Genomic DNA, 12,791 nt, shown 5'->3' with positions numbered 1-12,791 from the left:
GCCATGAAGGTGCATGTACTGCAGCACGCGTCATTTGAAGGGTTGGGTAACATGGAAGCTTGGTTGCGCGAGCGTGACGCACGGATCAGCTTCAGCCGCTTGTATGAATCGCCGGTGCTTCCGGGCATTGCCGAACCGGGCAATATCGACCTGCTTATCGTGCTTGGCGGCCCGATGAGCGTCAACGACGAAGCTGTCCTGCCCTGGCTCGCGCCTGAGAAATGCTTTATTGCAGCGGCAATCGAGCGTGGCGTCGCCGTGCTGGGTGTGTGTCTCGGCGCGCAGTTGATTGCAGCGGCAAAGGGCGCGAAAGTCTACCCAGCCAATGAGAAAGAGATCGGGTGGCATCCCGTTTCCGGTACGTCCCGACAGGCGTCGGCATTCCGGTTCCCCGATGAGGTCGACGTATTCCACTGGCACGGCGAAACGTTCGATCTCCCTGCGGACGCAATCAATCTGGCGCGTAGTGCTTCATGCACAAATCAGGCGTTTCAGCTCGGTTCGCGCGTAATCGGCTTGCAGTTTCATCTGGAGGTGATGCGCGAGAGCGTGGCCGGCATTCTCGATCATTGCGCGGGTGATCTGACAATCGGTCGGTATGTTCAATCGGAGAGCCATATTCGGGCTGCACCTGAACACCGTTACACAACGGTGAAAACACTAATGCATAGCATTCTTGACTATCTGGCAGCTTGATCCGAAGCTCCGGCTCATCGACGGCGCCTTGAGAATGGAATGCAGTCGTTCGCAAGCTAAGGCCGCAGTGCCAGCAAGCGCGGTGTTTTGCCGGGCGCCGCTGCCGCCATCCCGTCGATCAGTGCGCGCGAATGAACGGGCGCTCCTACCCATGGTGCACGCCCACTGAACTGCGCTGCCCGCGCCGAATCGCATCTTGACTCTCGGTGTCCTAAGAACCGCGATCCGATCAAACGCCGGGCCTCAGCGTTATCTTGAATAATCGGGGAGCCTTGCCGTTTTCGTCCAGCGGCATCGGATCAGCCTTTTTCACCGCCATAAGGGCGGCGGCGTCCCAGTCCCTGTCGCCGCTTGAGCGAACCATTTTCACCGACTCGAGGTTACCCGAAGACGCACAACGCACTTCGACGACCGTTTCACCATGAACAAGCTTTCCGTTCCAGACAATAAGTGGGCGCACGCGTCGCCGGACCGTTTCTGCATAGTCGAACACTGTTGGCGCAGCGCCGGTTTGCTGGAAGGTCTGAGGTAACGAACCAAGATTCTTTAGCATCGTGACGAATGCGGACGTAAGACGTTTCTGGTTTTCGACCTCGGCAAGCGTGACCCAGTCACGTGCCGGTTGTGGTGTCTTGTTGAGGGCGTCGCGATAGAAACGGATGGCCCTGCACCATGCCACTGGAGACAGTTCCGCTTGTCGGCCGCTCATCAACAGCCCGAGGTCGTCTGTCTCCGAAGCGTCCTGCTTCAGTGCATCTGAAATAGACGTGGAGAGCGCTAGTTGCCCCTGTAACCGTTGTGCGGCAGTGATCTGCGGTGGTGGCGTGTTCCGGGTTGCTTGTTTTAACAGATTGAATATTGCGTGCAGTTGGGCGTGAAGCTCTTCATCACTCTCCGTTTCCAGTGACAGATAGCGTGACGTAATTGCCTGGAGATTCTTGGTGCCCCCGCAATCCGGCGGCGCGTTGTCAAGAGCGCGCGTTGTCATTCCAATCATCTGTTCGCGGTCTTCCTGCGAAATTCGCCGCATGCCGTCCAGCATGCCCAACGCGTGCGACATGGCAACTGTTCTCGCGGCAGCGGGATCAGTATTGGTGGTAAGAAAATAGTTTTTTATGTCCGGGTCGGTTGCGACTTGTTGGGCCCAATCCGTGAGGATCTTCGCCTTGGATGAGCCTGCGGGAACACCAAACCTGGTTAATGCGGTCGTGTCGATAGGTCTCCCCATCTCAAACGGAAGCGCCGCTCCCAAAGGTGAGAGTGAGTTGACAACGCTCGCGGGAAGGGGCGTTTGGTGGACGTCGCTCGCTGCGACCGGATTGCTCGCCGCGGCTGCGATACCCTGATCGGCTTGAGTTAAATCGGCTTTTGGCTGCTGGACAGGGGAAACGACGCCTGGTTTGACGTGTGGCAGATCCAACGCGTCTGTGTGGCAGAGCATGTTGTGCAACTGCTCTGGCGTCGGTGAAGCCAAAGCGGGGCCGCTAATGGAATAGGACAACTGCTTCACAGAATTGACGACATTCTTTTTTCCGTTGATTGTGACCGTACTGTTCGCGCGACCCCAATGAAAGAACCATTGCATGTCCCCCTTCGCGCCAGGCTCAACCAGAATACCGAACGTATCGCCGTCACCGGCGAGGGTTTGATATACGGCATCGCCGCGCGGCGAAACACCTGGTGTAAGAATGCGCTCCTGCAACCCTGCGTTGGTCGCCGTCCCGGTTGCCAACCTGTAGCAGCCACTTCCGACGGACGCAGGGCCTTCACCATCTTGTTCGAAGGCCGTGATCCGGCCACGCGGATCGATTTCGATATACCCATTGGTCGGCACCTTGACACCATTGATCGTGACTGGGTGCGCTGTGCTGTAGACACCGGCCAATGAAGAAACATTGTCTGCGCAAATACCCGTTTGAGCGTACGCGGCGAGCCCTAGCGCGAGAAGTGGGAGGATTGAGAGGTATGTGGATTTCATGGATTAAGGCTTAAAACGGCTTTGGACAAACCAATGCGGCAATTCAGCTTGCGCCTGGTGCGTTTCAAGTACAGTGCGGTTGTATCGTAGTAGTAACTGCCATTGACGCGCCACTGACCGGGCTCATTGCGGTTGATGTCATCGTAGGTCTGTAATGACATGTGAACAGGTACGCTACCAATCGTGCCGGCGTAGTTCGTGATCTCATACCACCCGGCATGGGCCGACGAAGCGGCGAACGAAATCACGCACAGGGTAATGCAAGAGAAATTTCGTTTTCTTTTCATCGGTTGTTTTCAATAGCCGCCGATAGTTAAGTCTGCAGATTGTCGATGATCCAGGCCACGAAGTCGAGCGTCCCAAACTGGCCGGACCTTGCCGGTCAGTCGAGCAAGCAATTGGAAACCGCTCACTGAAGGTCAGTCTGTCGCGGTCCATCGCCGCAGCATGCCGCCAGCGCCGACCGTGCGCCGCGGCTTGCCCGTCACGGGCGGAATTCCGCGACATCTGGCGACATAGTTTACGCATGGTTTTTAACCGGACCGAACACTACATTAGCTTCATCCGACGCGATAGCAGCCTTTTCCGCAAACGACGCGTCCAATCTCGACCGGTTATCTGCCCATCATGGTTACCACTGGAAAAATCGCTCTTTGCGCTACCTTGTTCGTCATCGCCGTCTCGCTGATCGAGGCATGCGTGCTCACCCGCAGACAGCGCAATAGCGCAATGCCTTTTGACTGGCATGAAGTGTGGATTTCGCTGGCCGATGTAGCCGGTCGCAAGCTGCTCGCACTGCTGCCGCTTTCGCTCGCGACCCCGATTTTCGCCCTTGCCTGGGATCACCGAATCTTCACCGTCACGCTCAACAGCGCGCTGATGGTGTTTCTGCTCTTTATCGGCCAGGAGTTCTGCTACTACTGGTACCACCGCGCGTCGCACCGCATTCGCTTTTTCTGGGCAACGCACGCGGTTCACCACTCGCCGAATCAGCTGACGCTTTCGTCTGCTTACCGACTTGGCTTGACCGGCAAGCTGACCGGCTCAGCGATGTTTTTCGCACCCCTCGTGTGGCTTGGCGTGCGTCCGGAAATCGTGCTGGCGACGCTAAGTTTTAATCTGCTTTATCAATTTTGGCTGCACAACACATGGACCCCGAAACTCGGCTGGCTTGAATATGTGTTCAATACGCCATCCGCGCATCGCGTGCACCACGCATCGAATACGGACTATCTCGATGCGAACTTTGGCGGCGTACTCGTCATATTCGACCGCTTGTTCGGTACGTATGTCGAAGAACGCGCTGATGAGCCGTGCCGTTACGGTCTCACTACACCCACGCGGTCGCGCAATCCGCTGGTCGTCGAATTCGAACACTGGGTCAGCCTCGCCCGTGATGTCGTGTCAGCGGGCAGCGTGTGGACTGCGATTCGCTACGTGATACTGCCGCCGGGCTGGCGCGTGGACGGTGCAGGCGAAACAACCGAAGCGCTGCGTCAGCAGAATCTGTCCGCACGTCGCACGGTCCCAGTCAGTACGCAGGGACGGTAAAGGAATTTCCCGCTACCGCTCGCGTTCATACCAGCGACATTGCGCGTTCCCCACCAAGATAAGCTGGGCGGCGGGAAACAGATCACTGCACCCTCTCGAGAATCACTTCCCAAGCGGATTTGGGTTTCCGGTATTTGTCGGTCGTGATGTGCTCTAGCGCGATCGTGTTCCAGCCATCGGCAAAAAGTCGACGCACCGCGTTTTCGTCAAAGAAGCGCTTCGGCTGTCCGTTTACCAGGAAATAGTTCGGCTCGATTTCCTCGCATCCGTTCGCACCAAAATTTTTGTCCTCGGTGGAGTTCAACCGACATAGCAACACGCCACCCAGTCGTAGCGATAGTCGCACGCGATCCACGATCGACACGGTTTCTTCCCAGGGGAAATAGTGAAGCGACAAACTCGCCAACGCGGCACCAAGCTTCGTTGCATTGTCGGGAAGCGGATCACGAACGTCTCGTCGCTCAATGTTTGCTGAAGGTAGCCTGATCTTCGTCGACGCTACCGAGGCACGTGAGAGGTCAAAGCCGATCACGCGTAGACCGGCTTTTGCCAAAGTCGCGGTGTCATCGCCATAACCACAGCCAATCTCAAGCACTGGCCGTTGACCAGCGCGTGCCTTGATCAAGGTTAGCCATCGGTCTAGCCAGGGATCGGGAAACATGGAGAACATATCCTGGAGGTTGTTTTTGAAACGATTTCCGTTGCCTGTCCAAAGGCACACCGAGACCGATGCGGCGTGATCGGCACTATCCTACCGAGATGGGATGCAGCGGTGATTGTGCCGCAACCATCAACTAACGTCGTACCTGCGCGCGAAAGATCACTGATGCCGGCTTGCCGGTTCGCGGGTGTAAAGGCTCCCGCATTTCCCGAAGGGTCAGCCCGCTAGTCCACATCAGTTCGAGCCAGGTGTGCAAGGTCCGGAAATACCAAGGAGGCGCATCGCTAAACGTCTCACCAAACCCTGCCCACGAACCCTTTCGCCAGCCGTCGACGTACGGCAAGTCACCGCATGTAATCAGGGGATGCAGCGTTTGCACGATCAAGGATCCATCCGGCTTGAGTAGCATCTGCATGCTGCGCAGCAGACCGTCTACCGATTCTTTGCCGATCAATGAAAAATTGCAGACCGCGACGTCGACGGTCAGTTTGAGTCGTCCAGCAGTGATCTCTTCATAGGACAGGACCCTGCCATCGATCAAACCGGCTTCAGTCGCGGCGAGCACCAATTCCGGCACCACGTCTACCGCCGTCACGTCAATTCCATTCTGCTGAAGCGCCAGGGCGAGCCAGCCTTCCCCGCAACCCAGATCGACGACGGTGGCCGGTTCGCAAGCCAGCACCGCGTCCAACATGGCTTGATCGGTAACCAATCGCCTGCTCTCGATTTCCCCGCAGCGTACCGCGTTCATCCAGGGCAAAGCGTTGCGCCTCCACGAATCGATGATCTTGTCGTCGCTGAGAGGTTCGATGTCCATCGCTTGTTCCGTCCAAGATGTCGCTCACTAATGTCCGTACAGATCACGCATCAGACTGATGCAAACGCGCGGGTTACGGATGCTTCAGTCCGCCCGACCGTGTGCCCTAAATCAATACGCCGGCATGAGCAGGAACAAGGAAGCTGCCTGCGGCAAGTTCGACGGTTTCAAAACGGGGGACGATTCAGGGCGACCCAACGTTGAACAGACGGCCTTTGCCACTGATGTGCAGCGTAGTCAGCCAATCTTACCGGCACCGCATCACCATTCAGGACGAGCCGGTTCAGCATTAGAGCGAGATCAGCGTCTGCGATACACCACTCGCCAAAGAGGTTCGGCGAGTGGTCGGTAAGCAATGCCTCGCAAGCAGAAAACAGTTTTGCTGCAGCCGTACGCGCTGTAGCAGATAGGGGTGCGGCGGAAGCGCCGAAAAATACCACCTCGGTGGAGCGCTCTTGTCTTATGGGCATGAGATCGCTTCGCAGCCACGCTTGTACTTGACGTGCCCGCGCGCGCCTGATCGCATCTTTTGGGTATAACAAGGTTCCCGGAAAACCTCGTCGAGGTACTCGGTTATTGCTGACGACTCGGACAAAGCGAAACTGTCGTGAACCAGCGTAGGTACACGCTGTGTGAGTGAACTCGCTGCGTATTCAGGTTCGAGGTTTGCATTGTTGGCCAAGTCGATGGTTGCAAGCTCAAACGACAATCCCTTTTCGTGAAGGGCCACGAAGGCCGACATCGCATATGGACTTGCGAATTGAGCGTCGGCGTAGAGACGCAGATTCGTTGATGGCAAAGTGGGCTCCTAGAGCGGAACATGCACCTGCGGGCTATACGAACATCTTCGACCCAATTGCGGATCAAGCGTGCAGGACCAGTTTCTGCACGCGCCAGTTCAGCAGTTCGGCGACGAACAGCACGTTCTCCGATGGGCACGCCATCTGATGAATCCAGCCGAATTGCTTGGGTTGCTTGCCTGATTTTCCGAGCACGCCGAGCACTTTCCCGTCGAGCGTCATCTTGTAGATACGGCCTGGAAAAGCGTCGGCGCTATAGAGCACCTGATTCGGTCCGGGTGAGATGCAGATGGCCCACGGCGAACCTGGCGCAAACGTGCCGGCAGCGATTGCCGCTTCATCCGGCATGTTGCCGATCGCCGGACGTGCCTCCGGCGGCACTGGAACGTCGATTGTGAATTGCCGCTGGAAATTGCCTTCGGTATCGAACACCTGAATGCGCCGGTTGCTGCGGTCTGCGACATAGATGTTGTCGTGCGCATCGAGTGCGATGCTATGCGGCGTATGAAACTGTCCAGGCCCGGTACCGCGGTCGCCCCAGGACTTGATCCAGTTGCCATCGTGGTCGACTTTCGCGACGCGCGAGTTGATGTAACCGTCGCTGATATACGTGTTGCCTGCGACGTCCCACGCGACGTCGGTTACCTGGCGGAAGCGGCCGGGCTCGGCGGGCAGCGGCGGGTTAGGGTGCTTTAGCGGGCCGGTGTCTTCGTCGGCGGCTTCCTGCTTGCGGCCGAACACCATTGCGACGCGTCCATCCGGCGTGAACTTGATCACCATGTCGGAGCCTTTGTCCGTCACCCAGATGTTGTCCTGCCGGTCTACCTTGACCGAATGCGCGAACGACCACGCATACAGGTTGTGTCCTATCTCGCGGATGAAGCGGCCGTCGGGCGCGAACTCCAGAAGTTGTGCCGCGGCTGCGCCATAGGCTGGTCCATTCGTGTTGCCGCGTGACAGCACGAAGATGTGCCCGTGCGAGTTGAGCGCGACACCGGAGCATTCGCCGAAATAGGTGTCTTTAGGCAAATGAACGGGATCTGCAATTGAGTCGTAAGCAATTGACGGTACTGTTTGTGCGTCCGCGAAAGCCGGCGGGATCACGAGTCCGGCGGCGGTGCTGGCGACGAGGCTCATGAAGGTACGGCGGCTCATTGCCCGATGCTCCGCGTTGCCGCAGCAGGGGCAAAACGACCCATATTGCTCGCTCATCCGATGTCTCCTTGTCGACCAGAGTTGGCGCTTTAGCGCTTACTCTGGTCCCATGCAGAGCAGTCCCACGCAAAGCAGTGGTGTGTCACGCACTGTCTGGTACTAGCGTACTCAACGTACCGAACGTGCAGATGCAATCGTAGTGCACAAACCGCTTAATAGCTAAGTTGCCTTTCGGGTAGAAGCAGGCAAGGTCCAAAGTTCACCGGAAAGCAGACATTGCAATCCGCCGTCGGATGCCACGTTTCGTTGAGGGACAGCAACGTGCTCCGCCCCTAAACGACGCCATCGTGCAACTTTGCTGGCGAAGCCCGCAGGATTGATTTAAACGACCGGTCAACGCTGTCAGCTATTTCAATGGAAGCCGGTCGCCCCCTTGGCGATGTGAAGTCAATTGCATCTGCCGACATACGATCGCGCTGTAGGTCTCCTGTATGCCGCAGGCCCCGCGCAATTCCTCGATGATCCGGTTGAGGTGTTCCGGGTCCGCACAAGCGACGCGAAGTCTCGCGTCGAACGTCCCCGTAAGGACCGTCCCCTCAAGAACGCTGTCCATGCGCTGAACCGCTTTCTCGAAGGCTGCCATAGTGGTTCCAGGCTGCAGTCGTACGTCGATGAAGGCTTGTAGAGCAAGGCCCATTGCAGCCGCAGGAATGTCGATCGAAAACTTTGAGATCACACCGGTATCCACCAGCCGTTGCACTCGTTCGGCCGTCGCATTGGCGCTCAGGTTGGCCACCTCGCCAAGTTCGCGGAAGCTTATCCGGCTGTTTCCAGCAAGAGCGGTGAGGATTCGTCGGTCGCGGTCGTCGATCATGGCAGGCCTCCAGCGGATTCATCAGCTATTTGCACTCGTGGCCGATTTTAATCACAAAATTCTTCCTATGACCGTGATAACCGATGAATTTACGATAATTTATCGTGAATTCAAGCGTATCGCAGACCAACCATCGACAGATCAATAATGTCATACCCGAACCTGTTTTCGCGGCTGTCTACCCGTCTGGAACCGTCGGGCATCCGGAAACTCGAGCAACTGGCCAAAGACACACCCGATCTCATTTCGTTAGGGCCGGGACAACCCGATGGCACGCTGTTCCCTTCCGCAGAAATTTTCAGTGCGTTGAGCGTCATGTTCGACAGTCCCGACACAACCGCACGCGCTCTTCAGTACGGTCAATCCCGGGGCAATCCTGAGCTACTGGCTCTTTTGGTGCAACGCATGCGCGACCAGGGTGTCACATGCGACACGTCGAACATTCTTGTTACGGCGGGTGCCCAACAGGCAATCGACCTGATTACCCAATTGCTCGTAGACGATGGAGATTCCGTGCTGGTGCAGCCCAATACTTATCCGGGCGCCTTACAGGTGTTTCGGGCCCGTGGCGCGAACGTCGAATCGCTCGCTGATCAAGCTGCCCCCATGCAAGGGCGCGGCACGAAGTTCATTTACGCCATGACCGATTTCCAGAATCCGACGGGAGAGGTTCTAAGCGAGAAAGAGCGTGCGCTGCTCCTCGCGACTGCACGTCAGCGTGACACGTTTCTGGTTGAGGACAGCCCTTATCGTGAGATCAAATTTTCGGATCATGACCTTCCGCCTTCACTTCTCGAAATGGATTGCGGCAATGCATCGCCCGATACAGGGCGGACATTGTTCATCGGTTCATTCTCCAAAATCATTGCTCCCGGCCTTCGAGTCGGTTGGATCGTTGGCCCGGCAAACGTCATCTCGCTGCTGACGCTCCTGCGACAGGGCAGCGATCTCCAGCCCGGTACGCTCTCGCAGGAGATTGTGGCCAATCTGCTTGAGCACGGAATAGATGCGCACGTCGCGCGTGTTCGACAGAGATACCAGGCGCGACGCGATGCCATGCTGGACGCATTACAGGCTCACCTCTTTCCGTACGCGACGTGGAACGCACCGGAGGGTGGATTCTTTGTATGGGTAAAACTAAGTGTCCCGATCGACGCACGCGAGCTACTGGACAAAGCGATTGAGAACGGGGTTGCGTATGTCCCCGGTTCGGAATTTCTCCACGACACGCGTAGCTCGTCGAACCTTCGTCTGAGCTTTTCGATCGCCGATCCTCAGTGCATGGACGAAGCAATTCGCCGGCTTGCAGACACCATAGACGCCGTACTCAAAAACACAACTTCCGATTGATTCACGTCCATCATTTTCTCTGCGGCGTCCTGCGCTCTTTGTCGTCCCCCATGCCCGGCAGGAATGACAGTTATGCATTCGTGCTGTCTTCTCCGCCGGTTTGCATTGGCTGACTATCCCTACCACGCAATGTGCGTTAAACCTTATCAGCAAGGGGATTGTCATGTCACTTCAAGCCAAGCTCGATGCATTCAAGGCGGATTTCAAAGGCGGAAAAGCCCCGTACTTTGCACCGCCGGAAATCCATCCGGTCATGGAACGCGCGACAGCCGAACTCGTGGCGTCCGGTCAGGCCGCACGCGCTCTGAAAGCGGGCGACGTCGCGCCGGAATTTACCCTCAATGATCCGGATGGCAACCCCGTGTCGTCTGTCGAACTGCTGAAGCAGGGTCCGATCGTGATCAGTTTCTACCGTGGCGCATGGTGCCCGTATTGCAATCTTGAACTGATGGCTCTTCAAGAAGCGCTACCCTCGTTCAAGGCCGAGGGTGCCAGCCTGGTCGCGATCTCGCCGCAGAATGCCGTGAACAGCCGCAAATCGATCCGTACCAACAAGCTGAGCTTCCCGATCCTGAGCGACACGCATAACGATGTGGCCGCCGCATTCGGCATCCGCTTTGCATTGCCCGACTATCTGGTGGATCTGTACAAGAACCTCAAAAACGATCTGCCGGCGTTCAACGGAGACGACAGCTGGACGTTGCCGATGCCGGCGCGCTACGTGGTCGGGCAAGACGGAACGATCCTGTACTCGGAGGTCAACCCGGACTATACGCACCGTCCTGAGCCGCAGGACATGTTGCCGGTTCTCCGCAAGAAGCTCGCTTCGGCGTCTTGATCCGGTCCTGCTTTGTTCCTGCTTCGTTCCCGGCCATGAGCCGTCGGGAACGATTGAACAGGCAAGCTGATACATAAATATCGAGGCACTATGAAATCGCGTACTTTTCTAGTAACCGGTGCCAGCAAAGGCATCGGCAGGGCCGTCGCACAGCGCCTCAACGCAGAGGGGCACCGCGTAGTGGGGCTGGCACGTCACGGGGACGACCCTGGATTTCCAGGAACGCTCGTTTCTGTCGACCTGTCCGACCGCGAGAAAACGCAGGCCACGCTCGACAAGCTTGTGGCGGACTACAAGTTCGACGGCCTGGTCAATAACGTTGGGCTGGTCAAACCGCAGAAGCTGGGCGCCGTCGATCTGGACGCGCTTGACTCCGTCATGTCGCTCAATCTGCATCCGGCTATCCAGGCGGCGCAAGCACTCCTGCCCAATATGAACGCCCAAGGCTGGGGGCGAATCGTCAACATATCGAGCCTCACTATCCTTGGCATTGTGGAACGTACGGCTTATGCCGCCGCCAAGTCCGCCCTGGTGAGTTTTTCACGCTCCTGGGCGCTTGAGTTGGCGACCACCGGCATCACGGTCAATTCCGTGGCTCCCGGCCCCACGGAAACCGAACTGTTTCGAGCCAATAACGCGCCAGGAAGCGAAGGGGAGCAGCGCTATTTCGCCTCCGTCCCAATGAAACGCTTCGGCAAGCCGGACGAGATTGCTGCAGCCATCACTTTCCTGCTGTCCGAAGATGCCGCTTTCATCACGGGTCAAACGTTGTTTGTCGATGGGGGCGCCTCGATCGGCAAGGCTTCAATCTGAGGGCCGAACATCTCCTCAATCCAGGCGACGAAAGCGCGTGCTTTTGCACTGACCATGCGCCCGCTGGGAAAAACGGCCCACAGGTCGATACCCGGCAATTCCCAGTCGGTCAGCACGCGTCTTACTGCACCACTCGCGAGTTCCAGCGTGAACATCCACTCCGAAGCGATCGCGACACCCATGTCGGCGAGCACGGTCGCGCGCACGCCTTCCGCCGCGTTCACGCGGACGCGCCCGGCGACGACAATTGCCGTTTCCGAATTGCCTTGCTTGAACGACCACACGCTTCCGCCGCCGCCCTGCTCATACACGATCGCCTGATGCGACAGCAGATCCGCAGGTACCCGAGGTTCGCCGGCTTTTGCGAACCAGGCTGGCGTGCCCACGACGCAACGGCGACTGTGAGTGATCTTGCGTGCAGTCATGTTCGAGTCGCCAAGCACCCCCATCCTGAGTGCTACGTCGATGCCGCGTTCCAGCAGATCAATGTTTTCATCGTCGAGAACAATGTCGATGTTGAGTTCAGGGTGTTGATCAAGAAATGTCTGGAGCTGCGGAAGGATGTGAATCCGCGCAAAGGTCACCCCTGCTGAAATCCTGAGACGACCGGAGAGGGCGCCAGCCGATCCTCTTGCCGCAGCCTCCGCCTCGTCGGCCTCTTCGATCGCCCGCTTTGCGCGCTCGTAAAATGCATGGCCCGCCTCGGTCGGCGTCAGCCCGCGCGTCGAGCGCAGCAGCAGTCGAACCGCGAGCCGTTCTTCGAGTTGTGCGATGGACTTGGAAACGGCGGGCTGCCCAACGTTCAGCAGCCGCGCTGCCGCCGAAAAAGAACCGGACTCCACCACACACACAAACGTTTCCATCGCTGTCAGTCGGTCCACGGTCTTCCCTCCTGGAACGGATGTCCGGGGCTCGAGCGTCGCCCCGTCAAACACGCACGGCAAAACCTGCTTGCCGGAAGATACACCACCGCGCCGCGCGGTTTTACGTAGCGCCGGCATAACACCCATTGCGCACAGGCACACGGTAACGCGTTCTTATCCTCAGCGACTTCCGTTGCACCGTGAGTTGTTCACCGGCCGCGATGAGATCCGCCCGATATGCCCCAAGGGAATGACTGTTATGCAGTCACGCTGTCTACCCTGGCCGGTTCAATTCAACGACGATATTCCTGTGTTTGGCGAGCCGCTACCAGCAGCTCGTCTGACAGCAAGCCGCCGTTGTGGCTCTCCCCGCAGTGGCAAGAGCCATCGAACGT

At 57.7% G+C, this 12,791-nt stretch carries 12 protein-coding genes and 1 pseudogene; 5 read left to right on the top strand and 8 right to left on the bottom strand.

The features are described from left to right. Positions 1-3 precede the first annotated feature (3 nt). Complete coding sequence (locus ABH944_RS34460) at positions 4-696, top strand: type 1 glutamine amidotransferase (protein ID WP_404612004.1); 693 nt, start codon at positions 4-6, stop codon at positions 694-696. A 229-nt stretch (positions 697-925) separates the two neighbouring features. On the opposite strand, the gene ABH944_RS34455 is transcribed toward ABH944_RS34460, so the two are convergent. Both ABH944_RS34455 and ABH944_RS34450 read right to left on the bottom strand, forming a co-directional pair. Next, on the bottom strand, positions 926-2,674 hold the full coding sequence (locus ABH944_RS34455) for an energy transducer TonB (protein ID WP_404612006.1): 1,749 nt from the start codon (positions 2,672-2,674) through the stop codon (positions 926-928). After that, positions 2,671-2,961, bottom strand: a complete 291-nt coding sequence (locus ABH944_RS34450; RefSeq protein ID WP_404612008.1) for a hypothetical protein — start codon at positions 2,959-2,961, stop codon at positions 2,671-2,673. Before ABH944_RS34450 ends, ABH944_RS34455 begins: the two co-directional genes overlap by 4 nt. Before the next feature lie 340 nt (positions 2,962-3,301). Here ABH944_RS34450 and ABH944_RS34445 point away from each other — a divergent pair, with 340 nt between their 5' ends. Beyond that, complete coding sequence (locus ABH944_RS34445; RefSeq protein ID WP_404612010.1) at positions 3,302-4,225, top strand: sterol desaturase family protein; 924 nt, start codon at positions 3,302-3,304, stop codon at positions 4,223-4,225. An 82-nt stretch (positions 4,226-4,307) separates the two neighbouring features. Here the strand turns inward: ABH944_RS34445 and ABH944_RS34440 are convergent, their stop codons facing one another. The 5 genes and pseudogenes from ABH944_RS34440 to ABH944_RS34420 form a co-directional block, all read right to left on the bottom strand. Beyond that, the gene (locus tag ABH944_RS34440) at positions 4,308-4,886 is read right to left on the bottom strand and encodes a class I SAM-dependent methyltransferase (RefSeq protein WP_404612012.1); all 579 of its coding nucleotides are present in this window, start codon (positions 4,884-4,886) and stop codon (positions 4,308-4,310) included. Between the two features lie 133 nt (positions 4,887-5,019). After that, entirely contained in the window at positions 5,020-5,703 is a 684-nt protein-coding gene (locus ABH944_RS34435; RefSeq protein ID WP_404612013.1) for a class I SAM-dependent methyltransferase, read from the bottom strand. A 167-nt stretch (positions 5,704-5,870) separates the two neighbouring features. Then, positions 5,871-6,502 (bottom strand): annotated as a pseudogene (gene yfcF / locus ABH944_RS34430) (glutathione transferase). A gap of 64 nt (positions 6,503-6,566) precedes the next feature. Then, positions 6,567-7,715 (bottom strand): peptidyl-alpha-hydroxyglycine alpha-amidating lyase family protein, encoded by a 1,149-nt coding sequence (locus ABH944_RS34425; protein WP_404612015.1) that lies wholly within the window; start codon positions 7,713-7,715, stop codon positions 6,567-6,569. A 349-nt stretch (positions 7,716-8,064) separates the two neighbouring features. Continuing rightward, on the bottom strand, positions 8,065-8,532 hold the full coding sequence (locus ABH944_RS34420) for an Lrp/AsnC family transcriptional regulator (protein WP_404612017.1): 468 nt from the start codon (positions 8,530-8,532) through the stop codon (positions 8,065-8,067). A gap of 315 nt (positions 8,533-8,847) precedes the next feature. On the opposite strand from ABH944_RS34420, the gene ABH944_RS34415 reads away from it, so the two are divergent. The 3 genes from ABH944_RS34415 to ABH944_RS34405 all read left to right on the top strand — a co-directional run bounded on the left by ABH944_RS34415 (position 8,848) and on the right by ABH944_RS34405 (position 11,533). Continuing rightward, complete coding sequence (locus ABH944_RS34415; protein WP_404659634.1) at positions 8,848-9,882, top strand: aminotransferase-like domain-containing protein; 1,035 nt, start codon at positions 8,848-8,850, stop codon at positions 9,880-9,882. A gap of 163 nt (positions 9,883-10,045) precedes the next feature. After that, on the top strand, positions 10,046-10,720 hold the full coding sequence (locus ABH944_RS34410; protein WP_404612021.1) for a peroxiredoxin-like family protein: 675 nt from the start codon (positions 10,046-10,048) through the stop codon (positions 10,718-10,720). Positions 10,721-10,810: 90 nt separating this feature from the next. Further along, positions 10,811-11,533 (top strand): SDR family oxidoreductase, encoded by a 723-nt coding sequence (locus ABH944_RS34405; RefSeq protein ID WP_404612022.1) that lies wholly within the window; start codon positions 10,811-10,813, stop codon positions 11,531-11,533. Here the strand turns inward: ABH944_RS34405 and ABH944_RS34400 are convergent. After that, positions 11,482-12,414, bottom strand: a complete 933-nt coding sequence (locus ABH944_RS34400; protein ID WP_404612024.1) for a LysR family transcriptional regulator — start codon at positions 12,412-12,414, stop codon at positions 11,482-11,484. The genes ABH944_RS34405 and ABH944_RS34400 overlap by 52 nt on opposite strands. Positions 12,415-12,791: the final 377 nt, after the last annotated feature.

It is taken from the genome of Caballeronia udeis, assembly GCF_044909315.1.
GTDB classification, from domain to species: Bacteria; Pseudomonadota; Gammaproteobacteria; order Burkholderiales; family Burkholderiaceae; genus Caballeronia; species Caballeronia udeis_A.
The sequence above is the reverse complement of the archived record's forward strand: the minus strand, read 5'-3'. Positions and strand labels throughout refer to the sequence as shown.